Below are 23633 nucleotides of genomic sequence, written 5' to 3'. Positions count from 1 at the left end.
GGCCGCCCTCAGGTGCGGCTCCTGCTCACGCGCCGAGGTGCTCGCGGAGCCACTGGCCCATCTGCCCGATGGCCTGGTTCACCTCGGGTACGCGTCCGGCGCCCAGGATGAACGAGTGCTGCCCTTCGGGCATCGCGTGGGTCTCGGTGGTGACCTTGAAGTCCGCGAGGCGGCGGCCGAGCTGGGCGCCGTCGTCGGCGAGGGTCTCGTACTCGCCGTAGAAGACGAGCGTGGGCGGCAGGCCCGTCAGGTCGGCGTGCACGAGACTGATCCGCGGGTCGGTGAAGTCCACCGCGGGATCCTGCAGCCAGGCGCCACGGAAGAGCTCCAGGATGCCCCGGCTGAGCATCTTGTCGTTCGCCTCGTTGGCGTCCACCGCCGGGTTCCGCAGCGTGAGGTCGGTCCAGGGGGAGACGCTGACGATCGCGCCGGGCGTGGCCTCGCCCTTGGCGAGCAGGCGCAGCGGCAGCATCACCGCGAGGGTGCCGCCGATCGAGTGGCCCGTACTGCCGATGTTCCGCGGCTCGTAGCCCTGCGCGAGCAGCCAGCGGTAGGCGGTCTCGGCGTCGTCGAGCTGTGCCGGGTAGGGGTGCTCGGGCGCCAGGCGGAAGTCCACGACCAGCGAGCGGGCGCCGGCCGCCTTCGCGATGTGGCCCGCGGCCTTGCGGTCGGAGTGCATGGAGGCCGCGACGGAACCACCGAAGTGGAAGTGCAGCAGCGCGCGGTCGGGATCGGCCCCCTCGGGGACGGCCCACAGCGCGGGGACGCCGTCCGCGTCGACCTCGGCGTAGGTGACGCCTTCCGGCTCGGTCGACGCCTTGTGGTTCGAGTCGACGATGTCACGGACGACGGCCAGGTCGAGGCCAGGGGTCGACGACTTCGCGCTCACGCTCGCGAGGAACTCCGCGAACCGGTGTGCCTCGGGGCTTACTCCCATGGTGGTGCTCCTTGTCGGACGGGTCCGGTGCCGGGTCCCCCTGCGGCAGCCGGGTCGGGGTGACGGTCATGACGCTACTGGCTGGGTATAGAAAAGTAAACTCAGACGGGATGAGATCATCCGCATAAGTGCGAGGATCTTGAGGTACCCAGGTCCGAGGTGAGATGAGGAGCCATGCCTGCTACTGCTGCGGCCGAGATCGTCGCCGACGTGCACCGGGGCGTCGGCCGCATCCTGCTGAACCGGCCCAGGGCGCTCAACGCCCTGACCACGGACATGGTCCTGGCCATCGACCGTGCGCTCGCCTCGTGGGAGCACGCCCCGCTGTCCGCCGTGGTGCTCGCCAGTACCAGTCCGAAGGCGTTCTGCGCCGGTGGGGACATCCGTACGATCCGTGAGCACAGCCTCGCTGGGGATGCCGAGGCCAGTGAGCGGTTCTTCGCCTCCGAGTACCGGCTCAACGCCCGGATCGCCGAGTGTCCCGTGCCGGTCGTGTCGCTCATCGACGGCATCTGCATGGGCGGTGGCCTCGGGCTGTCCGTCCACGGCGGCTTCCGTGTCGTCACCGAACGCGCGGTGCTGGCGATGCCCGAGACCGGGATCGGGTTCTTCCCGGACATCGGGGCGAGCTACTTCCTGCCGAGGCTGCCCGGCGCGATCGGCATGTACCTGGGACTGACCGGGCAGCGGATCGACGCGGCCGACGCCCTGTACACGGGGCTGGCCACGCATTTCGTTCCCGCGGACATGCTGGACACGGTGGGGGATGCTTTGGCGGACAGCCCCGGTGAGCCGGTGGACGTCGTCCTGAACCGCCTCGCCGGGCGTTCTCCGGTGGCGGAGAGCGGGTTGGCGCAGGTGCGCGGGGACGTGGACCGGGCCTTCGGTGCGTCGACCCTCGGCGAGATCGAGAAACGCCTGCGCCACCTCGAAACCCCCTGGGCCAAGGCCGCGTTGGACGCACTGGAGTCCGCCTCGCCGCAGAGCCTGGAGATCACCCACGACCTGCTCGCCCGGGGCAGGCAGCGCACCCTGCGTGAGTGTCTCGACGCCGAACTCGCCCTCACCCGCACGACCATCCGCACGCCGGACTTCCTGGAGGGGGTCCGGGCGGCCCTGGTCGACAAGGACCGTACGCCCGTCTGGCAACGCGGGTCGCTCGGTGGAGAGACGCTTCCGTCTTGAGCGGGTCCGTCGAGGGCGGGCGGGAACGCCGTCGCGCAGACCGCTTTGACGGGGCTGGGGCCGTTCCCGGGGTGGCAGACACAGTTCGCGTCGGTATCAGCCGCGAGGCCGGCTGCGCCTCGGGTATGAGGCGTGCGAACGACCCCGCACTCCTGAGACTTGACCGGTCCGGAACGAAAGGCTGCCGCCGACCGCGTCTCAGTCGTTGCCGGACGTCATCGAGACCACGACCTTGCCGGCCTTGGTGCGGCCCTGCTCGACGTGTGCCATCGCCTCGAGCGTCTGGTCGAAGGGGAAGGTGGTGTCGATGACCGGGCGGAGCTTCCCGCTGTCGTAGAGGGCGGCGAGCTTGCGCAGCTGGGAACCGTTGGCCCGCATGAAGAAGAACTCGTAGCGCACGCCCAGCGTCTTGGCCCGCTTGCGGATCTTGCGGCTGAGGGCGTTCATGACCAGGCCCATGACGCCGGGGGCGCCGACCTGCTTGGCGAAACCGGCGTCGGGCGGGCCGACGACGCTGATGGCCAGGCCGCCGGGCTTCAGCACGGTCAGCGACTTCTCCAGGTTCGCCCCGCCCACCGAGTCCAGCACCAGGTCGTAGCCGGACAGCACCTTCGAGAAGTCTTCCTTGGTGTAGTCGACGAAGACATCGGCGCCGAGGCTCCTGACCAACTCCTCGGACCTGGTGTTCGCGGTCGTCGCCACCGTGGCACCGAGGTGCTTGGCGAGCTGGACGACCGTCGACCCGAGGCCGCCGGCACCGGCGTGGACGAGCACCTTCTGCCCCGGCTTCACGTGTGCGCGCTCGACGAGGATCTGCCAGGCGGTCAGGGCCACCAGCGGCACCGCGGCCGCCTCCTCCAGGGAGAGCGAGGCCGGCTTGGGGGCCACGTCGTCCGCGTCGATCGCGATGAACTCCGCGAAGCTCCCCACACGCAGGTCGCGGGGACGGGCGTAGACCTCGTCGCCGACCTCGAAGCCGCGGACGGCGGAGCCGACACGGGTCACGACGCCCGCCACGTCGTGGCCGAGCACGAACGGGCGCTTGTACTTCAGGAGCTGCTTGAACTCGCCGTTGCGAACCATCTTGTCCAGCGGGTTGATGCTGGCGGCGCTCACCTTGACCAGGACGTCGCGGGCCCCGACGGTGGGCTCGGGTACCTCCGCGGCGCGGACGCCGTCCTTGCCGTACTTATCGACGACGAACGCCTTCATGCCGGCGGCCTTTCTGTTTGGGTCTCGGGGGTTGAGGTGCTTCTTCCGGCAGGTCCACGCGCGCGCTCGCTGCTCGGATGCGGCCGGGTCGGTGCGCCGGCTACGACGCTACTTGCTGAGTATGGAAAAGTAAACTCAGGAGAGGTTAGAATCACCCCATGGATGCACAGACCGAGGCCCTTCAGGACGCGGGCGTGAACCCCCGACTCGACCGGGACGCGTCGAACTGCTCGATCGGCCGGACCCTCGAGGTCGTGGGCGAGAAGTGGACGATCCTGATCCTGCGCGAGGTCTTCTACGGCTCGTCCCGCTTCAGCGAGTTCGAGCGCGTCCTCGGCTGTCCTCGCAACCTCCTCGCGGCGCGGCTCAAGATGCTCGTGGAGGAAGGGATCCTGGCCACCGAGACCTACAAGGAGCCGGGTTCGCGGAGCCGGCCGAAGTACGTGATCACGCCCAAGGGTGTGGATCTGGTCCCGGCCGTGATGGGGCTCCTGCAGTGGGGCGACCGCTACCGCGCCGATCCGGAGGGTCCGGCCATGCTGTCCCGGCACCGTGGATGCGGCGCGCCCGTCGACGCCCAGATCCGCTGCGACCACGGCCACGCCGTACGGCCGGAGGACATCGAGAGCATCCCCGGCCCCGCGTTTCGTCTCAGGCCGGCCGAGTAACTGAGGCGGTGGCGCCAGGAGTTACCGGGGGCTCAGTCTGCCGCGGTGGGCTCACTCCGTCTGGACCGGGCCTGGTGGAGGCGGACCTTGGTGCGGTTGCCGCACCGGGACATGGAGCACCAGCGGCGGTTGCGGGCGGGGGAGCGGTCCGCGAAGCGCAGGGCGCAGTGGTCCGCTCCGCAGACCCGGACGCGCCGGATCTCGGCGGACAGGAGCAGGTCCACGGCGTCCTGGGCGAGCAGCGCCAGCGCGGCCGGGGCGTCGGTGGCGACGCTCGCCGTTCCGGCGGGCTCCAGGCGTCCGTCCGTCACGGTCTCAGGCGCGGTGCCGCCGAGGCCGGAGTACACGAGGTCGAGGGGGCGTCGGCAGCGCGCGAGGCCGACGGGGCGTCGGCCGCGGGCGAGGTACGCCTCGACGTAGGTTGAGCCCTCGGTGACCGCCGTCGATGATGACTGGGCGGGCATAGATCGCCGCGCCGGGGCGCTGAGGATGTCGCTGAACAGATGTCACTGATCAGATGTTGCTGATCAGGTGGTTCGATCGGGAGTGAGTCGTCCCTCGCGAGGGCAGGCCGCCCCAGCGGAAAGGAAGCCGTCCATGGACGAGCAGGGTGAGCACTTCGACGTCGTCGTACTCGGCGCGGGCCCCGGCGGGTACGTCGCCGCCATCCGGGCCGCCCAACTGGGCAAGCGCGTCGCGGTCGTCGAGGAGAAGTACTGGGGAGGTGTCTGTCTGAACGTGGGCTGTATCCCCACCAAGGCCCTGCTGCGCAACGCCGAACTCGCACACATCTTCACGCGCGAGGCGAAGACCTTCGGCATCAAGGTGGAGGGCGAGGTCTCCTTCGACTACGGCGAGGCCTTCCGCCGCAGCCGCAAGGTCGCGGACGGCCGGGTCAAGGGCGTCCACTACCTGATGAAGAAGAACAAGATCACGGAGATCAGCGGTCGCGGCACCTTCCTCGACCCGCACACGCTCCAGGTGGCCGACTACGACGGCAACACCCGCACCGTCGGCTTCGATCACTGCATCATCGCCACCGGCGCCACCCCCAGGCTGCTGCCCGGCACCCGCCGCACCTCGCGCGTGGTGACGTACGAGGAGCAGATCCTCGCCGAGGACCTGCCGCAGTCGATCGTGATCGCGGGTGCCGGGGCCATCGGTGTCGAGTTCGCCTATGTGCTGCACAACTACGGCGTCAAGGTCACCGTCGTCGAGTTCCTGGACCGGGTCGCGCCCCTCGAGGACCCCGAGGTGTCCGCCGAACTGGCCAAGCAGTACCGGAAGTTGGGCATCGACGTCCTCACCTCGACCCGCGTGGAGTCGATCGACGAGTCCGGCCCGCAGGTCCGCGTCACGGTCACCGGCAAGGACGGTGCCCAGCGGGTCCTGGAGGCCGACAAGGTCCTCCAGGCGATCGGTTTCGCGCCGAACGTGACCGGCTACGGCCTGGAGAACACCGGCGTCAGGATCACCGAGCGCGGTGCGATCGACGTCGACGGCCGTTGCCGCACCTCGGTTCCGCACATCTACGCCATCGGTGACGTCACCGCGAAGCTGATGCTGGCCCACGCGGCCGAGGCGATGGGCGTGGTCGCGGCGGAGACGCTCGCGGACGCGGAGACCATGGAGCTCGACTACGCGATGATCCCCCGCGCCACCTTCTGCCAGCCGCAGATCGCGAGCTTCGGCTACACCGAGGCGCAGGCGAGGGAGAAGGGGTACGACGTCCAGGTCGCGAAGTTCCCGTTCACCGCGAACGCCAAGGCCCACGGCCTGGGTGACGCGAGCGGCTTCGTGAAGCTGATCAGCGACGGCAAGTACGGCGAACTCCTCGGCGGCCACCTCATCGGCCCCGACGTCACCGAACTCCTCCCCGAACTGACCCTGGCCCAGCAGTGGGACCTCACGGTCCACGAGGTCGCCCGCAACGTCCACGCCCACCCGACCCTCGGCGAAGCGGTCAAGGAAGCGGTCCACGGCCTCGCCGGTCACATGATCAACATGTAGAGGGATGCGCCCCGCACGGCGGCAACGGGGCCTGCCGGGGGCCGGCTGGAGAGTCCGGCTCGGCATCTCTGGAGGACGGGTTGTCCGCCGGTGACGGCGATGCGGGCTCCGGAAATCCCTCCTCGGCGTACCGCGATCCGTCACGGCCCAGGCCGGACTGCGCGGTCCCCTTGCCTCCGCGAAGTTCACCGTCGTACGCCTCACCAACGACCAGATCCTGGAGAGCGCGACCGGCAGTGGCGCACGAGGTCCACCCGATGCGCGCGACGGCAGGTTGGGGCACCGCGACAGTTGGGCGGCGGATATGTCCAATCCACAACAACCCGAGCAGCGGCGCAGCGACAAGGGCAGTGCGACCCCGCAGCGCAGTGCGGAGCTGAAGGCGCGAGAGGCGCGGGCCGGGGGCGGTCACGCCCAGGGCACGGACAAGGGTGACAAGGGCGGCGGCGAGGGCGGGGGCGTGCCTCCGGAGCAGCGGCCCGAGCATCCGTGACCGCGACCGAACAGCCGTAGCAGCATCCGCCACCTCGTAGGTCGGGGGCAATTCCGTCCCTTGCCCGAGCCCACGCTGCCATAGGTCGCGTGGGCTTTCAGGAAACTCTCAATCGCCCTGCCGCCCGACGCAGTGCGGGTCAGACCAGCACCTGGGCGGCGTACAACGCCTCGACGGCTGTGGCCAGGATGCCGAGCAGGAGGCGCAAGGACGGTTCGGGCAGGCGGGGTTGGAGGTGTGCACCGAGGTAGCCGCCGAGGAGTCCGCCGATGCCGCAGGCCAGGCCGAGCGCCCAGTCGGGGGCGACGTCTCCGGTGCTCACGAGCGACAGCAGGGCATAGGCGGCGGCGCCGACGAGCGAGGTGGCGAAGGTGGCGGCGAGCGCGGCCGGGGCGACGCGTGCGACGGGCAGGCCACGTCCGACGAGGATCGGGCCGAGAAGGGAGCCGCCGCCGATCCCGTAGATGCCGCCCACCACGCCGACGGCCAGGGCGAGGGCGGTGATGTGGCGTGGCGGCGACGCGTCCCCGGATGACGGGCGATGGGCTGGGCGAATCCGGGCACGCCCGCACAGCCAGAGGCCCAAGGGCAGCAGCAGGCAGGCGATCAGGAGCCGGAAGACGCCGGGGCCGGGAAGAGCGTAGACGCGGATGACGGCGCCGAGCACGACACCCGGGAGGGTGCCGAGCACGAGGCGCCGGGTGAGGTCGCCGCGCAGGGCGCCGTCGAGGCGGTAGCGCCACAGGGCACCGGGCCCGGCGACGACGTTGAACAGCAGGTTCGTCGGAGTGATCGTCGGGTTGGGCACCCCGAAGACGCTGAGTTGGACCGGGAGCAGGAACACGGCGCCGGACACACCGACCGGGGCCGTCACCGTCGCGATCAGCAAGCCGGCGACCAGCCCTCCCGCCAGCGTCCAGTCCACCGTCGCCCCTCTGTGTCGATTGCCCGGTCAGTATCAGATCACTGGGAGGAGGCGGGGGTGATGGTCTGCAACGAGATGTTCATGAGCGGTACGGAGACGTTGCCGGGCCGGCTCGGACCCCCGGCGCTTCGAGCCTGGTTTCCCGAGAGGGGTCAAGGGGACTTGGGCACGGTGAGCGGAGCGGCGCCCCTTCGATGAGGCAAGATCGGATGTGCCGACGGTGCACTGCGCGGGGAGGTGAAGGGGATGTCCGGGCCGGAACCAGGCGCCGAGGACGCGGAGCGGGAGACACATGTCCTGCGGACCCGCATCGCAGGCGAGCTGATCGACGCGGTTCGGGGGCTGGCCCCTTCCTCGGTGCCCGAGGCTCTGGGCCGGGCGTGTGCCTCCCTGCTCCCGGACGTCTCCGGGCTGTCCCTGTCCGTCCTCGGACGGGAGGCGGGCATAGGGGTAGTGCTGTTCGCCAGTGACGAGGTGGCCGCTCAGCTCGCGGAGATCCAGTACACGCTCGGGGAGGGCCCCTGCACGGAGGCCGTCCGCCTGCTCGCTCCGGTGTTCGCGTCCGATCTGACCCGCCCCCCGGATGCCCGCCGCTGGCCGCTGTTCTCCGTCCAGGCGGCCAAAGCGGGCGCTGAGGCCGTGTTCTCGCTGCCGTTGACGGCTGCCGCGGGCGCTCTGGGAACCCTCGACCTGTACCGGCGGACCGCGGGATCCCTCGACAACGGCCAGGTGCGCACCGCGCTGCTGGTCGGAGACGCGCTCAGCCTGGCCGTCACCGCTCTCGACCACACTTCTGCTGACACCGGCGGGGTCGTAACGTGGCTGCAAGGAGCAGAGTCGGACCGGGTGGAAATCCATCAGGCCACCGGCATGATCATGGTGCAGCTGGGCGTGAGTGCGGAAGAAGCCCTGCTGAGGCTGCGGGCCCGGGCCTTCGCGCAGGGCAGCACATCACTCGATGTCGCGCGGGCCATCATCGACGGCAGCACGGACATCCGCCATGAGTGAACACCTCAGCACGCACGACGAAAGCGCCGGGGAGGCGGGCATGAACCGCGAGCGGGAGCTGGCGACCGCGTTCGTCGGCCTGGCCGACACGTATGCACCGGACTTCGACCCGTTGCGCCTGTTCGACCGGCTGGTGCACACCTGCCGCAGACTGCTGGACGTGGACGCGGCGGCGGTGATGATCGCCGACGCCGGGGGCACCCTGAAGACGATGGCCGCCACCGAGGACGGGGCCGCGTTCATCGAGCTGATGCAGATGCAGACGGGACACGGCCCCTGCATGGACTGCTATCGCACCGGTGAGGGCCGTAGCGTCCCCGACATCACCGCCGAGACGGAGCGCTGGCCCCGACTCGTCGCAGCCATGGACGAAGCCGGCTACAGGTCTCTGCACACCGTGCCGGTACGGCTGCACGACCGCTCACTGGGCGCGCTCACCCTGCTCAATGCCCGTACCGGAGACCTGCCGGGCGGTGAGCCCCATCTCGCGCAGGCGCTGGCGGACTCCGCGGCCCTGGCTCTGATGCACTGGTCGGCCGGTCCCCGGGGCGACGACGTCGTCACGCGCGTCCAGAGCGCTCTCGCCGCGAAGACGGTCCTCGAGATCGCCAAGGGCATGATCGCCGCCCATGAGGGACTGCCTCTGAAGGAAGCCGGACGCCTGTTGGACGACTATGCCGACCGCCACCGGGTCAGTCTCGCGGCCACCGCCCAGGCCCTGGTCGACCGCGACATGGACATCACCGCCGTCCGCGAAGGAGCCCTGGGAGTGTGACGAGCCGCTATCGGACGAGCCGACGGTCCGGCGGCACAGGACAGCTCCCCCAGCTCGTTGTCCGAACGGAGGGAGCCTCGCGCTGATGTGCTCCCGGGAACCGACCTGCGCGTACTCACCACACTACTCCGGCTGAAACGCGTGGGGGGCGCTGTGGCGCGGGAGGTTCTCTACGAGTTGCCGGTGCCCTGGCATTCGGCGGCGCCGGTCTCTGAGGGCCGAGGTCGCTGCCGCAAGATGAAGAAACAATGCAGGCTGCCGTCTGCAACGGACCGAGGGACATCGAGATCCTCGACCTGGCCACCCAGGAATGCGGGCCCGGTGACGTGCCGCTGCGCAATCTCTACGCCAGCGTCTGCGGCTCGGACATCTCCGTGTACTTCCACGGCCCGCGGGCCCACCGGATCACTCCGGGCAGCGAGTTCGACCACGAGATGATCTCCGAGGTGGTGGCCAAGGGAGCCGACGTCAAGGGCCTGGAGGTCGGCGACCGCGTCACCCCTACCCCATCCTCGCGGCCGGCGACTCCTCCCGTGCCGGTACCCTCGGCGGCTTCTCCCAGTACATTCTCGTGCCCGACTGCGAGGTGGGACAGCAGGTCCACCCGCCGCCCGACGCCATCCCCAGCAAGACCGCGGCCCTCGTCGAGCCTTTCACGGTCGCCGCGCACGCGGTCCGCCGCGCCGCTCCCCGGAAGGGCGAGACCGCCGTCGTCTTCGGGGCCGGCACGATCGGCACCGGCGCCGCCATCGCCCTCGAGCACCTGGGCTGCTCGACCGTCATGGTCGTCGACCTCTCCGACTTCCGCCTGGCCAAGGCCGCCGAACTCGGCTTCGCCACCTGCAACTCCGGCACCGAGGACCTCAGGGAAAAGGCGGTCCAGGTCTTCGGCGAGGCACGGGCCCTCAGGGGCACCACCGCCGACGTCGACATCTACGTCGAGGCCGCCGGCCTCGACGCGCTCGTCGGCACCTACCCCTCGTCGGCTCCGGCGGCTACACCCCCGAGGACGTACGGAACGTCTTCGACATCACGGAGAGCGGCGAGTCCGACATTCCCTCGATCATCACCCACGAATTCCCCCACGGTGATATCGAGAAGGACATCGTCATGGCCGACGACGTGAACCATGCACTCAACATGGTCATCGAGTACTGACGGGATAATTTCCATCCGGTTGATTTCTCTCTCTTTATCCAGCTGCATCCAGGCCCCCGAACAGGAAGTTGCTACGTCCCAGAGGTCGGTATGACCGCTGCGGTCGTACCGCCTTTCGCTATTCGGTCATTCCCTGAGCTTTCCTCTCCATAACCCTCGCTGTAACTTAGTTTCCAGATACACGGAAATCGTGAAGCAAGGAGTGAAGGAAAGCCATGACGGACCCCGCAGACACCGTCACCGGCCCCCTGGAGGGCTTCCGCGTGATCGACCTGTCGACCGTGGTGATGGGTCCCTACGCCGCCCAGATCCTCGGAGACCTCGGCGCCGACGTGATCAAGATCGAGTCGCCGACCGACACCGTCCGCAACGGCCACTACCGCACCACGCCCGGCATGACCCCGCTGAACCTCAACGTCAACCGCAACAAGCGGAGCGTGTCCCTCAACCTCAAGGAGGGCACCGACCGCGAGCGGGCGCTGCGGCTGATCGACACCGCTGACGTGCTGATCACCAACATGCGGCCCGGCGCACTGCACCGCCTCGGCCTGTCCTACGACGACATCGCCGCCCGCAACCCCGGTCTCGTCTACGCCCACGCCCAGGGCTTCCGCGGCGACTCCGACCGCGCCGGCCACGCCGCCTACGACGAGAGCGTGCAGGCTGCCTCCGGGCTCGTCGACATCGCCGACCGGGCGCTCGGCGAGCCCGTCTACCTGCCCACCATCATCGGCGACAAGGTCTCCTCCCTGACCATCGCCTACAGCGTCCTCGCCGCCCTGCTGCACCGGGACCGGACCGGCCGGGGACAGCTCGTCGAGATCCCGATGACGGACACGATGATCGCCTTCAACCTGGTCGAGCACCTCGCGGGCCACACCCACGTGCCCGAGACCGGCCCCACCGGCTTCCCGCTGTCGATGCTCAAGGGACACAAGGCGGTCCGCACCAAGGACGGACTGGCCTGCGTCATCCCGTACAACCCGCGCAACTACCGGGACTTCTTCACGGCGGCCGGACGCCCGGACCTCGCCGAGGACCCGCGTGTCAACGGGGACGCCATCGACAGCGCCGACCACGAGGACCTGGCCGCGCTGGTCGACGCCTGCGCCCCCGAGCTCACCACCGACGAGTGGGCCGAAGTGTGCGCCAAGCACAGCATCCCGATGGCCCCGGTGCTGGAGCTGGACCGCGCCCACGAAGACCCGTACGTCCGCGACGGCCACCTCCTGGACAGCGTCGAGCACCCGACCGAGGGCACGGTCCGCACCATCGGCATCCCGGTGCGTTTCTCCGCCACTCCCGGCTCGATCCGCCGCCTGGCACCGGTCGCGGGCCAGGACACCGAGGACGTCCTCGCCGAACTCGACACCGCCGCCCGCTGACCCGCCGACCCGCTGACCCGCGCAGGAGAACCAGCACCATGAACACCCCCACAACTCCCGTCGTACGCACCCGACGTATCGAGTCCACCCTGCTGATCACCCTCGACCGCCCCGAGGCCCGTAACGCCGTGAACGCCGCGGTCGCCACCGCCCTGGCCGAAGCACTCGACGCACTGGAGGCCGACCCCACCCTGCGGGCCGGTGTCCTGACCGGCGAGGGCGGCACGTTCAGCGCCGGCATGGACCTCAAGGCCGCCCTGCGCGGCGAGTCGCCCGAGGTCGACGGCCGCGGCTTCGGCGGCCTGACCGAGGCCGAACCCGCCAAGCCCCTCATCGCCGCCGTGGAGGGCTTCGCCATGGGCGGCGGCTTCGAACTGGCCCTGGCCTGCGACCTGATCGTCGCGGCCGAGGACGCCCGGTTCGGCCTGCCCGAGGTCAAGCGAGGCCTCATCGCGGCGGGCGGCGGCGTCATCCGCCTGCCGAAGCGCATCCCGCACCACCTCGCCATGGAGCTACTGCTGACCGGCGAACCCGTCGACGGCCGCCGCGCCGGCGCACTGGGCCTGGCCAACCGGGTCACCGCCAAGGACCAGGCCGTCGCGGAGGCCCTGCGACTGGCCGAACAGCTGGCCACCAACGCCCCGTTGGCGCTGGCCGCCGTCAAGCGCGGCGTCCGCGCCGCCGACGGCACCCCGGACGCCGAGGCCTTCGCCTTCCAGCGCGGCGAGATGAAGACCCTGATGGCCTCGGACGACGTACGCGAGGGCATGACCGCCTTCGCCGAGCGCCGGCCCGCCCGGTGGACGGGGCGGTGAGGCCGGTATGAGGACCGAAGACGTACGGCAGCACCTGACCACCCCGCTCACCAGCCCGGCGTACGCGCCGACGGTCCCGCGGTTCACCGACCGCGAGTACCTCAACATCGTCTACCGCACCGACCCCGAGGCCCTGCGGGCCGTCGTCCCCGAACCGCTGAGCGTCGACGAGCCGTTGGTCCGCTTCGAGGTCATGAGGATGGGCGACGTCAGCGGCTACGGCCCCTACACGGAGGCCGGCCAGGCGATCCCCGTCAGCTTCGAGGGCGAGCGGGGCGAGTACCTGCACGCCATGTACCTCGACAACTTCCCGGCCACCGCCTCCGGCCGCGAGGTCTCGGCCTACCCGAAGGTCATCGGCTCCCCGTCGCTCTACGTCGACTCCGGCGCGCTGGTCGGCACCCTGGACCACGGCACGCTGCGGGTCGCCACCGCCACCATGGGCTACAAGCACCACGAGCTGGACCGGGGCGAGGCCGAGGCGCAGATCGCCGTACCGACGTACATGCTCAAGACCGTCCCCGGCTACGACGGCAGCCCCCGCGTGCAGGAACTCGTCCGCACCCGCATCACCGACCTCACCGTCAAGGGCGCCTGGACCGGCCCCGCCCGGCTCCAGCTCTTCCAGCACGTGCTCGCCCCGCTGGCCGACCTGCCGGTTCTCGAGGTCGTCTCCGCGAGCCACATCCTCACCGACCTGACGCTGGCAGGCGTCGAGCCGGTCCACGACTACCTGAAGGGAGTCGCGTCATGACCCGCCCCTTCCGTACGGCCGCCGTCATCGGCGCCGGCACCATCGGACTGTCCTGGACGGCGCTGTTCGCGGCGTACGGCCTGACCGTCCGCGTGAGCGACCCGCGCGAGGACCTCGCCGGGGCGGTGGACGAGGCCCTGGCCACCTACACCCCGCACCTGGCCGCCCGCGGCCTGGACGTCACCGGCCTAGCCGACCGCGTGCACATCACCCCCGACGTCACCGAGGCCGTCCGGGACGCGGACGTCGTCCAGGAGAACGGGCCCGAGCGGGCCGAGTTCAAGAAGGACCTGTTCGCCGGCCTCGCCCGAGAGGCACCCGCACACGCCCTGCTGCTCAGCTCCTCCTCGGCGATCCCGGCCACCGCGTTCACCGGGGAGCTGTCCGACGAGGCCGCCGCCCGCGTCCTGATCGGCCACCCCTTCAACCCGCCGCACCTGGTCCCGCTCGTCGAGGTCGTGCCGGGCGAACGCACCGGCGAGGACGCCGTACAGGCCGCGGTGGACTTCTACACCGCGGTCGGCCGCACCCCGGTCGTCGAGCGCAAGGAGATCCCCGGCTTCGTCGGCAACCGCCTCCAGAACGCCCTCAGCCGCGAGGCCGCGTACCTCGTCCAGGAGGGCGTGGTGACCCCCGAGGACCTCGACAAGGTCGTGGTCAACTCGCTGGGTCTGCGCTGGGCCACCGTCGGGCCGTTCCTCGGCGCGCACCTGGGCGGCGGGCCCGGCGGCTACCGGCACCTGGTCGAGCACATCGGCACGTCGATGCAGCGGACGGGGGCGGGCCTCGGCACCCCGTCACAGGACGAGGACCAACAGGAACGGCTCATCGAAGCCGTGGAAAAGGCCTACGGCTCCTCCACGTACCCGGAACTCACCGGGGCGCGCGACCGCAGGCAACTCGCTGTCCTGGCAGCCCTGGACAGCGCGGACAAGGAGGAGAACTGAGATGACCACCACGATGGAACCGCTCGAGGACACGCTGACCGCCGACTTCTACCAGTACGAGACCTTGCTGCCGGACGACGAGCGCAAGCTCCTCCTCAAGACCCGCGCCCTCATGCGCGACGAGGTCAAGCCGCTGGTGAACGAAAACTGGGCCAAGGACCGGTTCCCGAAGGAACTCATCACCCTCTTCCGCGAGAGCGGCCTCGCCGGTCTGCCCTACGAGGGCTACGGCGAACACCGTCCCGCCGTCAGCAACCTGCTCAGCGGCACCATGGCCATGGAGATGGCCCGCACCGACGCCTCGGTCTCCACCTTCTTCGGCGTCCACAACGGCCTGGCCATGTACTCCATCCACTCCGGCGGCGACCAGGAGCAGCGCGACCGCTGGCTGCCGGCGATGGCCGCGATGGACAGGATCGGCGCGTTCGCGATGACCGAGCCGCTCGGCGGCTCCGACGTGGCGGGCGGCATGCGCACCACCACCCGGCGCGAGGGCGACACCTGGGTCCTGAACGGCGCCAAGAAGTGGATCGGCAACGCGACCTTCGCCGACTACGTCGTGGTGTGGGCGCGCGATGTCGACGACAACCACGTCAAGGGCTTCGTCGTCGAGAAGGGCACACCCGGCTTCGCTCCCGTGAAGATCGAGGGCAAGATCGCCTTCCGGATCGTCGAGAACGCCGAGATCACCCTGACCGACGTCCGGGTGCCGGAGGCCAACCGCCTGCAGAACATCAACTCCTTCCGCGACGTCGCCGAGATCCTGCGCGCGACCCGCGCCGGGGTGGCCTGGCAGGCGCTCGGTGTCATGACCGGCGCCTACGAACTGGCGCTGGACTACGCCCGGGAGCGGAAGCAGTTCGGCCGCCCCATCGGGGGCTTCCAGCTCGTGCAGGACCTGCTGGTCAAGAGCCTCGGCAACATCACCGCGTCCTGGGGCATGCTCGTGCAGCTCGCCCGTCTCCAGGACGCCGGCATCTTCCGCGACGAACACTCCTCGCTGGCCAAGGCGTTCGTCACCTCGCGGATGCGGGAGGTCGTCGGCTGGAGCCGCGAGATCTTCGGCGGCAACGGCATCCTCCTCGACCACGACATCCCCCGCTTCTTCGCCGACGCCGAGGCCATCTACTCCTTCGAGGGCACGCGCGAGATGAACACCCTGATCGTGGGCAAGTCGATCACCGGCCAGAGCGCCTTCGTGTGACGAGTAGTTCTAGAAGCGCCCCGGGGCAGTGGGTCCCGGGGCGTTGTCAGAGGGGTCGGGCACACTGCGACGTATGAACCCGGTGACCGCGCACGACTATGCCTGGATCCGTACCTCGCCGCTGTTTCGTCACGCGAGGGAGAGCGGATACACCCTGACACTGATACGGGGGCGGACCCCGGGTGAGGTGCTGCGTGTGATGGAGGCGGAACCACGCGGTACCGGGGAGGGGGCGGCCGGGCTGATCGAGGCGGAGGACGCCCGTCGCGGCCAGGGGGACTACGACTACTGGGACGAGTCCTATGTGGCGGGCGCCTTCAGCCTTCCGGGTGAGAGGGGGGACTGGACACTCGTTCTCGGTTTCGACGGTGGGCTGGGGATCGCCGACGTGTGCATGCGGACGTTGTCGACGGGCGGTCGGGTGGTGGCGCACTCGACCAACGGTGGCAAGCCCATCGACCTCTTCCACTGGTTCGAGGACGGCGAACTCCGTACGACGTTCGAGAGCCCCGCGGTACGCGACGGCAGCGCCCCGGACGAACTCGTCCCCCTGCTGCGGGAAGTGGGCTTCCCCCTGACCCCTGAGGGAGGGCACGACGAGAGCGCCCCGGACGTCGACCGGAAGGCGGCGGTCCTCGCCCTGGCCGAAAGACTCACCGGCATACGCGTCACCGAGTCCCTCCTCCAGGACGCCACCTACGAGTTGGGGCTCGTCCCCGAACAGCCCGCCGAGGAGTGGAGCGGCGTGGTCATCGACATCACCGATGCCCACGGGGAGCGGCTGCACAGGGAGTGGACCTACGAGGAGATCGCGACGGCGTCCGACCGCGCACGGGCGGAGGCGGACGCGCCGGTCGTGATCACCCCCGAGGACACGTGACACGCAGAACCCAGGGGTGCCGTGCGCGGGGGCTCCTCGCCGTCAGACGCAGGTGCCGGAGCCGTACGGGGCATACAGGTCCAGGAGGCGGATCCGGGCGGAACGCAGCCGGTGGGCGAGTACGTCGCCGACCCACTGGGCGACACCGCTGCCCAGGGCGGGATCCTCTTGGCACATCAGACGCACGGCCGTGGCGTCGAACTCGTACGCCCGCACCGGAGTCGTCGCCTCGGCGCCCAGGTGATAGGCGTGCGGCGCGAACAGCCAGGACCAGCCCACGAGCTCGTTGTGTCGCAGGGTCTCGATGACGGCCGCCCGACGTCCGGGCACGTGCATGTCCAGCTCGACCGTGCCGGTACGGATGATCCAGAAGCGGTCGGCCCGGCCGCCCTCCTCGAACAGACGCGTCCCCTGCGCGAACGACACCTCGCGCGCGACGCGCATGAGCCGTTCCCGATGTCCGGCGGGCAGGGCGCGCAGCATGCTGGACGTGGGGGTCGTGATCATGACGTGCCTCCCGACAGCTGGGGGAACTACCGGTGCCAGCCTGTACCGGCCGGCGCCGCGGGCCCATGGGCCACTCGGTCCCTCGACCGGGCCACTCGGCTCCGCCTAGCTGCCCTGAGCCTGACCCTGATCTTGATCTTGCTCCTGATGCTGCTCCTGATCCGTGCCGACCCGGTCTGCCCCCGTGTCCAGCCCCCGGCGGTACGCGGCCACCGCCGTCGGCAGGGTCGGGAAGATCAGGTCCGGCCCCACGGAGTCCGCCAGCCCGTACGCCCGGAGGTCGTCGAGAAGGTCCTGCTTCACCCGCGCGAGGGCGAACACGACACCGCGGTCGGTGAGTTGGCGGCGCAGTTCGTCGACCGCGTCGAGCGCCGTGATGTCGACCTCGACGTTGGCCTCGGTGTTGAGGACGAACCACCGTACAGGGTCGGTCTGTTCGTCGACGGCGGCCAGGGCGCGGCGGTGGAAGTCCTCGGCATTGGCGAAGAAGAGGGGGGAGTCGTAGCGGTAGACGAGCAGGCCGGGGATCGTACGGGCGGTGGGGTAGTCGTCGATGTCATGCATGCCGGCCAGCCCCGGCACCACGCCCTCGATCGCGTCGTGCGGGCGGGCCACCCGGCTCAGCAGCTCGGCCACCGACAGGCCGACGGCGACGAGGACGCCGTAGAGGATGTCGAGGGCGAGGACCCCGACGAGGCAGCCGAGTGCGAGGAGCAGTTCGCGGCGGCGGAAGAGGGCGAGGCGGCGGAAGCCCGCGAGGTCGATCATGCGGACCGCGGCGTAGACGACGAGTGCGCCCAGGACGGCGGAGGGTGCCCGGCTGAGCAGGGGGCTGAGGAAGAGCAGGACGGCGAGCACCACGGCTCCGGCGACCAGCGAGTACGCCTGGCTGCGGCCGCCCGCCGAGGAGGCGAGCGCGGTGCGGCTGGCACTGCTGCTGACGGGGAAGCCCTGCAGGGCGCCCGCGCCGAGGTTGGCCGCGCCCAGGGCCAGGAACTCCTGGTTGGCGTCGAGGCCGGGGCCGCCGGTGTGGAAGGCCCGCGCGGTGAGGATGAAGTCCGTGTAGGCGACGATCAGGACACCGAGGGCCGGCAGCACGAGACGCGGCAGCTCGCCCAGGTCCGGCCACGCGAGGGCGGGCAGGCCAGAGGGGATCGCGCCGATCACCTTGATGCCGTACCGGCCGTCGAGGTCGAACACGACCACGGCGGCCGTGGCGAGGACGAAGGCGAGGAGGGGACCCGGGACGTTCTTCGGCACCGCGAAGAGGAACGCGAGTACGGCGGCGGAGAGGATCACGGTCGCCGTGTGGGCGTCGGTCAGGTGACTGACGAAGGACCACAGTTGAGGGAAGAACTCCGTACCGGTCGTCCTCACCCCGGTCAGCTTGGGAAGCTGGTCCACCATCATGATCAGCGCCACGCCTGCCAGATAGCCGATCAGGACCGGACGGGAGAGCAGGTCCGCGAGGAAACCCAGCCGCACCACCCGCGCCACCAGGCACAGCAGCCCGACCGTCACCGCGAGGGTGGCCGCCAGGGTGGCGTAGCGGTCGGGGTCGCCCGCGGCGAGCGGGCCGACCACGGTGGCCGTCATCAGTGCGGTCGTGGACTCGGGGCCGACCGAGAGCAGGCGGGAGGACCCCAGCAGTGCGTACAGGCCGAGGGCGGGCAGGATCGCCCACAGTCCGGCCACCGGTGACAGTCCGGCCACACCCGCGTACGCCATGACCTGCGGCACCAGATAGGCGGCGACGGTGACCCCGGCCAGCAGGTCGCCCCGCAACCAGGCGCGCCGGTAGCCGAGGAGTGTCACGGCTCCGGGGACGAGGCGGCGCCAGTCCGGAAGGCCGGCGGGCAGCAGACGGCGCCACCTCGCGACGTCCGGTCCGTGTCCCATCAGCCATCTCCTCCGTCCGGTCCCTGTCCCAACAGGGGGCTCCACCGTCCGGCGCCTGTCCACCAGCCAGGTCCACCGTCCGGCCCCCTGTCTCTGCAGCCGGCTCCGCCGTCCGGCCCCATGATCCACCGGTGTGCCCGCAGACGCGAGCTCCGCGCGACGCAGGTCGGCCTGACGTCCCAACCGGCCCTGCGCATAGGGCCGTTCAGCCCACCCGCCACCGACCTTCGGCATCCGGCGGCCAGGGTCGCACGCCGGGAGAGTGACGGACGTCAGGCACCGATCGGAGCCCCTCGAAGGGATCACCGCCATGGCCGTCCACGAGCACCCCCACCGGAGTCGGGGCTTCCACCTGCCGTACCTGCGCAGGCACCGGAACGCCCCCGGGTCCGCCGTGTCGGCAGGGACCGATGCGCACACCGCGCGGGCCTACGCCCTCGCGTCCCTGCGCCTGCTGACCGGGTTCGTCTTCCTGTGGGCGTTCCTCGACAAGACCTTCGGCCTCGGTTACGCCACCGCGTCCGGCAAGGCCTGGATCGACGGCGGATCGCCGACCAAGGGCTTCCTCGGCGGGGTGGCCGCCGGTCCGATGGAGTCCACCTTCCACTCCTGGGCCGGTGACGCCTGGGCGGACTGGCTCTTCATGCTCGGTCTGCTCGGCATCGGCGTCGCGCTGACCGCGGGTGTCGCGCTGCGGTTCGCCGCCCTCGCGGGCACCGTGATGATGGCGCTGATGTGGGCCGCCGAATGGCCGCCCGCCCAGCACCTGTCGGACGGTTCGCCGAGCATGTCGACGAACCCCTTCGCCGACTACCACCTCGTCTACGCGCTCGTCCTGATCGCCCTCGCCGCCGCCTCCGCCGGGGACACCCTCGGCCTCGGCAGGCGCTGGGCCGGGCTCCCGCTCGTCGGCCGCAACCGCTGGCTGCGCTGACCGCGGGAGGCGCGGCGGACCCCACGAGGGGAAGCGGGTCCGCCGCGCCGAAACCCGGCACGAACCGGTCGGCCCCCGGTCGCGCCGCAGCCCGGCATGGGCCGGTCGGACCCCGGTCGCGTCGCAGCCCGGCATGAACCCGTCGGTCCCCTGCAGCGCCGATGCCCGGCATGGGCCGGTCGGCCCCCGGCCGGGACCAGCGGCCCCTGCCAGGGGCCCTCATCCAAGGACGACGCTCGAATCGGGACCCCCGATTCAGGAGGTGGAGACCATGACCCGCACCGTCACCGTCGGTCTGGACGGCTCGCGTGAGAGCCGCGCCGCTGCCGAGTGGGCGGCCCGTGAGGCGCACCTGCTCGGCCTGCCGCTCAAGCTGGTCCAGGTGTGGGAGCCGGTACCGGCGCCCATGGCCCAGGCGCCGCTCCTCGGCGCCGAGACCCAGCAGCACTGGGTCGAACGGGTCCCCCGTGAGGCGGCCGAGGGCATCCGGCTGCGCCACCCCGGCCTCGACGTGAGCACGGAACTGCTGTCCGGGCGGCCCGCCGAGATGCTGACGGACACGGCGAGGAACGCCGAACTGCTGGTCCTCGGTTCCCGGGGGCTGAGCGGGATCGGCGGGTTCGTGATCGGCTCGGTCGGGCTGTCCGTGGTGGCGCACGCCGAGCGACCGGTCGTCCTGGTACGGGCCGACCAGCAGGCCGCCGACGAGCACGAGACCGACCCCGTCGGCATCCCGTCCGCCGCGACCCCCTTCCGGCCCGTCGTCCTCGGCCTCGACATCGGGAGCCCCGACGAGGAGCTGCTCGCGTTCGCGTTCACCGCCGCCGCCCGCCGCGGCACGCCCCTGCGGGTCGTCCACGGCTGGAACCCGCCCCCGTACTACGCCTACGGCCTGTCCGTGGACCTCGAACTCCACGAAGCGCTGGCCCGGCGCGAGGCCGCTGCCCTGACCGAGACCATGGCCCCGTGGCGCGACAAGTTCCCGGACGTCGACGTCATCGAGGCCTCCTCCTACGGCACCCCGGCCAACCACCTCGTCGACGCCTCCCACGAGGCCTCCCTGGTCGTCGTGGGCCGCCGTATCCGCCGCGGTCCGTTCGGCACCCACATCGGCACCGTCACCCACGCCGTCCTGCACCACTCCACCGCTCCCGTAGCCGTCGTCCCCCATCCCTGAGACGGCGGTGACCAGTCGCCCGGAGAAGGGGTGACCGGTCGCTCAGAGACCTGCCGCGTGGTCCGGGACGTAGGTCTGAAGATCGCGCGGCGGACGCTCGTAACCAGTCGGCCTGGGCCGCTGCGGGAGTTCGAGCACCGGCGGCGGCACCTCGCGGTAGGGCACGGAGGACAGCAGGTGGGCGATCATGTTCAGCCGCGCCCGGCGCTTGTCGTCGCTCTCCACGACGAACCAGGGTGCCTCCGGGATGTCGGTGTGCACCATCATCTCGTCCTTGGCCCGGGAGTACGCCTCCCAGTGGGTGATCGACTCCAGGTCCATCGGTGAGAGCTTCCAGCGGCGCAGCGGGTCCTCGAGACGCTTACGGAAACGCTCCTGCTGCTCGGTGTCGCTCACCGAGAACCAGTACTTGCGCAGCACGACCCCGGCCTCGACCAGCATCCGCTCGAAGATCGGGCACTGGCGCAGGAACAGCTGGTACTCCTCCTTGGTACAGAAGCCCATCACGTGCTCGACGCCGGCCCGGTTGTACCAGGACCGGTCGAACAGCACGATCTCGCCGGCCGCGGGCAGATGCTCGACGTACCGCTGGAAGTACCACTGGGTGCGCTCGCGCTCGGTCGGCTTCGGCAGCGCCGCGATCCGGGCGACACGGGGATTGAGGTGCTCGGCGACCCGCTTGATGGTGCCGCCCTTGCCCGCCGCGTCCCGGCCCTCGAAGACCACGACCACCCGGGCGCCCTCCGCCCGCACCCACTCCTGCAGCTTCACCAACTCCGTCTGCAGACGCAGCAGTTCCTTCTCGTACGCCTTGCGCGGGAGCCTCGCCGCACCCTTCTCGGCCATGCCGCCTCCACCCTCCGACGACCTGCTCAGGGAGTCGTTCCATGTCCGAGGTCGAACACCTGGACGCCACCGTACTTTCCGCAGGGCAGCCGCGCACGCCGGACGCCGGAGGAAACCGCCCCTGTGCCCGGTGGGCGCCATGGTCGGCGGCGGTTACAGGGGCACCACGACGAGCCGGCGGTGGCTAAAGGGGCACCACGACGAGGGGGGCGCGCCCCTCCCGCAGAACCTTCCGCGCGGTCGCGCCCAGTTCACCGCCGCGGCTGCGGCCCACGACCACCAGCCCTGCCCCGGCGGACCGCCTGGCCAGCGCGTCCCCGGGAGAGAGCAGCCGTACGTCCTCCAGCACCTCCACCTCGGGATACTTCTCCCGCCACGGCCGCAGCGCGTCGGACAGCAGCTGCACCTCGTGGTCCTCCCACGCCCCGCGGTCCTCCTCCGGTATCCCGAAGGGCAGGTCGGCCGCGCAGGAGGGGAGCCGCCAGGCGTGGACGGCACGCAGCCGCACACCCCGGAGCAGGGCGCAGTCGAAGGCGAAACGCACGGGTCCCTCGGCGGGATCGCGGGCGTCCACTCCGAGGACGACCTCGCCCGCCGGATACGCGGTGTTGTTCATCGTGATGCCCCTTCGTGATGGACGATCAGTGACCGGCGGCTCCGGGCCTGGCTCAGCCGGTCCGGTGCCCCCACTGAGAACCGATCAGGTCCCACTCCCGCCCCCACGCGTCGATCCGTCGCCGGTCGAGCCGCCACCGGGCGAGAGCTCCTACGGCGTGGACCGCGCCGGTAACGGCGAGTCCGGCGAACGCGCCGAGGACGCCGGCCTCGACGCCGGCCTTCGTGGTGTTCGGAGGCGCGGTCACCAGCGCTCCCCGGGGGTCCTGCCAGACCACGAGCCGGGTTCCCGGCCTCAGTCCCGCGTCGACCAGGGTCCGGCCGGTGCGCGCGGAGCCGTCGGGGGCCGTCCAGCGGACCTTCGCGACGGCCTTCTCATCCGACGGACGGGCCGTCGAGGTGGTCTTCGACAGGTCGCTGAGGAGCACTGCACGGACGGGCCGGCGCTCGGCACGCTGCCGTGCGAACACCTCGTCGGCGGCGTGGGCCGTCAGCAGGCCCGAGACCGTGCCTCCCACCGCGACGACCACCCACACCACCAGCACGATCCAGGCCTCGACGACGTCGTCCCGGCGCAGCAACGGGTTGCTCCGCCGGCGCCACCACCACCGTCTCCTCACCGGCTTGCCCCTCATGACCGTGCACCTCCTCAGGTCGTCCCACCTCCCACGGTGGCAGTCCCCGGCATCCGTCGCATGGGCCGAAAAGATCTCGTCACGGGGCCGTTCGGCACCGATCGGGCCGTTCAGCCCATGCCGACGCAGGAGGCGTCGACGCTCGCCGTGCCGACTTCCGCCGCGGGCAGGGCGGAGTGGATCTCGAACGCGTCCCGCAGACCGGCAGCGCGGAGGATGCGCAGGAAGCCGTCGTCGGTCGTGATCAGCCGGAGTCGTCCGTGGCGGGCCCGGACCCGGTTCCGCGTCCGGCACAGGACACGCAGTCCCGCGCAGTCGATGAACGACAGGGGGCGCAGGTCGAGCACCAGGTCGGGGCACGGTCCCGAGGTCAGGGTGTCCAGCTGGACGGTCAGCGGGATCGCGGTCCGGAGGTCGAGCTCGCCGTGCAAGGTCACGGTGGTCGTTCCGGCGACGGTGCGTACCGTGCGGGACGGGGCCGGCCTCAGGTGGTTCTGGGACATGACGTGATGAAAGCGTCCGGAATGCCGGGCCAGGAAGGGCCGAACGGCCCCAGTGGACCTGGCCGGTGGGCCCGGCGGAGTGACCGTACGGCGGGGCTCACGGCCGGTCGCGTCCACGGAGGTCGGCCGACTGATCAGGGGGCGCCCGTCCCACGGTGGAC

The 23633-nt window shown here is 70.8% G+C and carries 25 protein-coding genes and 1 pseudogene; 16 read left to right on the top strand and 10 right to left on the bottom strand.

Annotated elements, in window-relative coordinates:
* Window positions 1-25: 25 nt before the first annotated feature.
* Window positions 26-937 carry an alpha/beta hydrolase gene (locus OHN19_RS04005; RefSeq protein WP_330262777.1) on the bottom strand — a complete coding sequence of 304 codons (912 nt, stop codon included), beginning with the start codon at window positions 935-937 and terminating at the stop codon, window positions 26-28.
* A gap of 174 nt (window positions 938-1111) precedes the next feature.
* Between OHN19_RS04005 and OHN19_RS04000 the strand changes: the two genes are divergently transcribed.
* The gene (locus OHN19_RS04000; RefSeq protein ID WP_330262776.1) at window positions 1112-2122 is read left to right on the top strand and encodes an enoyl-CoA hydratase/isomerase family protein; all 1011 of its coding nucleotides are present in this window, start codon (window positions 1112-1114) and stop codon (window positions 2120-2122) included.
* Between the two features lie 198 nt (window positions 2123-2320).
* Here the strand turns inward: OHN19_RS04000 and OHN19_RS03995 are convergent, their stop codons facing one another.
* Window positions 2321-3334: an NADP-dependent oxidoreductase gene (locus tag OHN19_RS03995; RefSeq protein ID WP_330262775.1), complete on the bottom strand. Its 1014-nt coding sequence runs from the start codon at window positions 3332-3334 to the stop codon at window positions 2321-2323.
* Window positions 3335-3492: 158 nt separating this feature from the next.
* Here OHN19_RS03995 and OHN19_RS03990 point away from each other — a divergent pair, with 158 nt between their 5' ends.
* Entirely contained in the window at window positions 3493-4002 is a 510-nt protein-coding gene (locus OHN19_RS03990) for a helix-turn-helix domain-containing protein (protein WP_330262774.1), read from the top strand.
* A 32-nt stretch (window positions 4003-4034) separates the two neighbouring features.
* Here OHN19_RS03990 and OHN19_RS03985 read toward each other — a convergent pair whose 3' ends face one another.
* Window positions 4035-4466, bottom strand: coding sequence for a CGNR zinc finger domain-containing protein (locus OHN19_RS03985; protein ID WP_330262773.1), 432 nt, complete (start codon window positions 4464-4466; stop codon window positions 4035-4037).
* 133 nt (window positions 4467-4599) lie between these two features.
* Between OHN19_RS03985 and lpdA the strand changes: the two genes are divergently transcribed.
* Both lpdA and OHN19_RS03975 read left to right on the top strand, forming a co-directional pair.
* The gene (lpdA, locus tag OHN19_RS03980; RefSeq protein ID WP_330262772.1) at window positions 4600-6012 is read left to right on the top strand and encodes a dihydrolipoyl dehydrogenase; all 1413 of its coding nucleotides are present in this window, start codon (window positions 4600-4602) and stop codon (window positions 6010-6012) included.
* Window positions 6013-6316: 304 nt separating this feature from the next.
* Window positions 6317-6505, top strand: coding sequence for a hypothetical protein (locus tag OHN19_RS03975; protein WP_330262771.1), 189 nt, complete (start codon window positions 6317-6319; stop codon window positions 6503-6505).
* A 139-nt stretch (window positions 6506-6644) separates the two neighbouring features.
* Here the strand turns inward: OHN19_RS03975 and OHN19_RS03970 are convergent, their stop codons facing one another.
* Window positions 6645-7430 (bottom strand): sulfite exporter TauE/SafE family protein, encoded by a 786-nt coding sequence (locus OHN19_RS03970; RefSeq protein ID WP_330262770.1) that lies wholly within the window; start codon window positions 7428-7430, stop codon window positions 6645-6647.
* A 246-nt stretch (window positions 7431-7676) separates the two neighbouring features.
* Between OHN19_RS03970 and OHN19_RS03965 the strand changes: the two genes are divergently transcribed.
* The 10 genes and pseudogenes from OHN19_RS03965 (at window position 7677) to OHN19_RS03925 (ending at window position 16356) form a co-directional block, all read left to right on the top strand.
* On the top strand, window positions 7677-8438 hold the full coding sequence (locus tag OHN19_RS03965; protein WP_330262769.1) for a GAF and ANTAR domain-containing protein: 762 nt from the start codon (window positions 7677-7679) through the stop codon (window positions 8436-8438).
* Window positions 8431-9213 (top strand): GAF and ANTAR domain-containing protein, encoded by a 783-nt coding sequence (locus OHN19_RS03960; RefSeq protein ID WP_330262768.1) that lies wholly within the window; start codon window positions 8431-8433, stop codon window positions 9211-9213. The genes OHN19_RS03965 and OHN19_RS03960 overlap by 8 nt, the downstream gene beginning before the upstream one ends.
* A gap of 248 nt (window positions 9214-9461) precedes the next feature.
* A pseudogene (locus OHN19_RS43880) lies at window positions 9462-9653 on the top strand (hypothetical protein); the annotation flags it as partial.
* 131 nt (window positions 9654-9784) lie between these two features.
* The gene (locus OHN19_RS03955; protein WP_330262767.1) at window positions 9785-10339 is read left to right on the top strand and encodes a hypothetical protein; all 555 of its coding nucleotides are present in this window, start codon (window positions 9785-9787) and stop codon (window positions 10337-10339) included.
* A 247-nt stretch (window positions 10340-10586) separates the two neighbouring features.
* Window positions 10587-11756, top strand: a complete 1170-nt coding sequence (locus tag OHN19_RS03950; protein WP_330262766.1) for a CoA transferase — start codon at window positions 10587-10589, stop codon at window positions 11754-11756.
* 38 nt (window positions 11757-11794) lie between these two features.
* On the top strand, window positions 11795-12571 hold the full coding sequence (locus OHN19_RS03945) for a crotonase/enoyl-CoA hydratase family protein (protein WP_330262765.1): 777 nt from the start codon (window positions 11795-11797) through the stop codon (window positions 12569-12571).
* A gap of 7 nt (window positions 12572-12578) precedes the next feature.
* Window positions 12579-13325: an acetoacetate decarboxylase gene (locus tag OHN19_RS03940; protein WP_330262764.1), complete on the top strand. Its 747-nt coding sequence runs from the start codon at window positions 12579-12581 to the stop codon at window positions 13323-13325.
* Entirely contained in the window at window positions 13322-14272 is a 951-nt protein-coding gene (locus OHN19_RS03935) for a 3-hydroxyacyl-CoA dehydrogenase NAD-binding domain-containing protein (RefSeq protein ID WP_330262763.1), read from the top strand. The genes OHN19_RS03940 and OHN19_RS03935 overlap by 4 nt, the downstream gene beginning before the upstream one ends.
* Window position 14273: 1 nt before the next feature.
* Window positions 14274-15476 (top strand): acyl-CoA dehydrogenase family protein, encoded by a 1203-nt coding sequence (locus OHN19_RS03930; RefSeq protein WP_330262762.1) that lies wholly within the window; start codon window positions 14274-14276, stop codon window positions 15474-15476.
* Between the two features lie 73 nt (window positions 15477-15549).
* Entirely contained in the window at window positions 15550-16356 is an 807-nt protein-coding gene (locus OHN19_RS03925; RefSeq protein ID WP_330262761.1) for a DUF6461 domain-containing protein, read from the top strand.
* A gap of 42 nt (window positions 16357-16398) precedes the next feature.
* Here OHN19_RS03925 and OHN19_RS03920 read toward each other — a convergent pair whose 3' ends face one another.
* Both OHN19_RS03920 and OHN19_RS03915 read right to left on the bottom strand, forming a co-directional pair.
* Window positions 16399-16863: a cyclic nucleotide-binding domain-containing protein gene (locus tag OHN19_RS03920; RefSeq protein ID WP_330262760.1), complete on the bottom strand. Its 465-nt coding sequence runs from the start codon at window positions 16861-16863 to the stop codon at window positions 16399-16401.
* A gap of 105 nt (window positions 16864-16968) precedes the next feature.
* A complete protein-coding gene (locus OHN19_RS03915; RefSeq protein WP_330262759.1) occupies window positions 16969-18762 on the bottom strand; it encodes a SulP family inorganic anion transporter in 1794 nt (597 codons plus the stop codon).
* A 310-nt stretch (window positions 18763-19072) separates the two neighbouring features.
* Between OHN19_RS03915 and OHN19_RS03910 the strand changes: the two genes are divergently transcribed.
* Window positions 19073-19696, top strand: coding sequence for a hypothetical protein (locus OHN19_RS03910; protein WP_330262758.1), 624 nt, complete (start codon window positions 19073-19075; stop codon window positions 19694-19696).
* 271 nt (window positions 19697-19967) lie between these two features.
* Window positions 19968-20873: a universal stress protein gene (locus OHN19_RS03905; protein ID WP_330262757.1), complete on the top strand. Its 906-nt coding sequence runs from the start codon at window positions 19968-19970 to the stop codon at window positions 20871-20873.
* Window positions 20874-20915: 42 nt separating this feature from the next.
* On the opposite strand, the gene ppk2 is transcribed toward OHN19_RS03905, so the two are convergent.
* From ppk2 to OHN19_RS03885, 4 genes are all read right to left on the bottom strand, one after another.
* A complete protein-coding gene (gene ppk2, locus OHN19_RS03900; protein WP_330262756.1) occupies window positions 20916-21719 on the bottom strand; it encodes a polyphosphate kinase 2 in 804 nt (267 codons plus the stop codon).
* Window positions 21720-21903: 184 nt separating this feature from the next.
* Window positions 21904-22335: a universal stress protein gene (locus OHN19_RS03895; protein WP_330262755.1), complete on the bottom strand. Its 432-nt coding sequence runs from the start codon at window positions 22333-22335 to the stop codon at window positions 21904-21906.
* Between the two features lie 52 nt (window positions 22336-22387).
* On the bottom strand, window positions 22388-22969 hold the full coding sequence (locus OHN19_RS03890) for a hypothetical protein (RefSeq protein WP_330262754.1): 582 nt from the start codon (window positions 22967-22969) through the stop codon (window positions 22388-22390).
* A 110-nt stretch (window positions 22970-23079) separates the two neighbouring features.
* Window positions 23080-23472: an STAS domain-containing protein gene (locus tag OHN19_RS03885; RefSeq protein WP_330262753.1), complete on the bottom strand. Its 393-nt coding sequence runs from the start codon at window positions 23470-23472 to the stop codon at window positions 23080-23082.
* Window positions 23473-23633: the final 161 nt, after the last annotated feature.

The sequence above is a fragment of the Streptomyces griseorubiginosus genome (assembly GCF_036345115.1).
GTDB lineage: Bacteria > Actinomycetota > Actinomycetes > Streptomycetales > Streptomycetaceae > Streptomyces > Streptomyces griseorubiginosus_C.
Note: the sequence above shows the minus strand (reverse complement) of the source record. Positions and strands in the feature narration are given on the sequence as shown.

Coding starts and splice junctions, on each gene's coding strand:
- OHN19_RS04005 (WP_330262777.1), bottom strand. CDS start 937: ATGGGAGTAAGCCCCGAGGCACACCGGTTCGCGGAGTTCCTCGCGAGC.
- OHN19_RS04000 (WP_330262776.1), top strand. CDS start 1,112: ATGCCTGCTACTGCTGCGGCCGAGATCGTCGCCGACGTGCACCGGGGC.
- OHN19_RS03995 (WP_330262775.1), bottom strand. CDS start 3,334: ATGAAGGCGTTCGTCGTCGATAAGTACGGCAAGGACGGCGTCCGCGCC.
- OHN19_RS03990 (WP_330262774.1), top strand. CDS start 3,493: ATGGATGCACAGACCGAGGCCCTTCAGGACGCGGGCGTGAACCCCCGA.
- OHN19_RS03985 (WP_330262773.1), bottom strand. CDS start 4,466: ATGCCCGCCCAGTCATCATCGACGGCGGTCACCGAGGGCTCAACCTAC.
- lpdA (WP_330262772.1), top strand. CDS start 4,600: ATGGACGAGCAGGGTGAGCACTTCGACGTCGTCGTACTCGGCGCGGGC.
- OHN19_RS03975 (WP_330262771.1), top strand. CDS start 6,317: ATGTCCAATCCACAACAACCCGAGCAGCGGCGCAGCGACAAGGGCAGT.
- OHN19_RS03965 (WP_330262769.1), top strand. CDS start 7,677: ATGTCCGGGCCGGAACCAGGCGCCGAGGACGCGGAGCGGGAGACACAT.
- OHN19_RS03960 (WP_330262768.1), top strand. CDS start 8,431: ATGAGTGAACACCTCAGCACGCACGACGAAAGCGCCGGGGAGGCGGGC.
- OHN19_RS03950 (WP_330262766.1), top strand. CDS start 10,587: ATGACGGACCCCGCAGACACCGTCACCGGCCCCCTGGAGGGCTTCCGC.
- OHN19_RS03945 (WP_330262765.1), top strand. CDS start 11,795: ATGAACACCCCCACAACTCCCGTCGTACGCACCCGACGTATCGAGTCC.
- OHN19_RS03940 (WP_330262764.1), top strand. CDS start 12,579: ATGAGGACCGAAGACGTACGGCAGCACCTGACCACCCCGCTCACCAGC.
- OHN19_RS03935 (WP_330262763.1), top strand. CDS start 13,322: ATGACCCGCCCCTTCCGTACGGCCGCCGTCATCGGCGCCGGCACCATC.
- OHN19_RS03930 (WP_330262762.1), top strand. CDS start 14,274: ATGACCACCACGATGGAACCGCTCGAGGACACGCTGACCGCCGACTTC.
- OHN19_RS03925 (WP_330262761.1), top strand. CDS start 15,550: ATGAACCCGGTGACCGCGCACGACTATGCCTGGATCCGTACCTCGCCG.
- OHN19_RS03920 (WP_330262760.1), bottom strand. CDS start 16,863: ATGATCACGACCCCCACGTCCAGCATGCTGCGCGCCCTGCCCGCCGGA.
- OHN19_RS03915 (WP_330262759.1), bottom strand. CDS start 18,762: ATGGGACACGGACCGGACGTCGCGAGGTGGCGCCGTCTGCTGCCCGCC.
- OHN19_RS03910 (WP_330262758.1), top strand. CDS start 19,073: ATGGCCGTCCACGAGCACCCCCACCGGAGTCGGGGCTTCCACCTGCCG.
- OHN19_RS03905 (WP_330262757.1), top strand. CDS start 19,968: ATGACCCGCACCGTCACCGTCGGTCTGGACGGCTCGCGTGAGAGCCGC.
- ppk2 (WP_330262756.1), bottom strand. CDS start 21,719: ATGGCCGAGAAGGGTGCGGCGAGGCTCCCGCGCAAGGCGTACGAGAAG.
- OHN19_RS03895 (WP_330262755.1), bottom strand. CDS start 22,335: ATGAACAACACCGCGTATCCGGCGGGCGAGGTCGTCCTCGGAGTGGAC.
- OHN19_RS03890 (WP_330262754.1), bottom strand. CDS start 22,969: ATGAGGGGCAAGCCGGTGAGGAGACGGTGGTGGTGGCGCCGGCGGAGC.
- OHN19_RS03885 (WP_330262753.1), bottom strand. CDS start 23,472: ATGTCCCAGAACCACCTGAGGCCGGCCCCGTCCCGCACGGTACGCACC.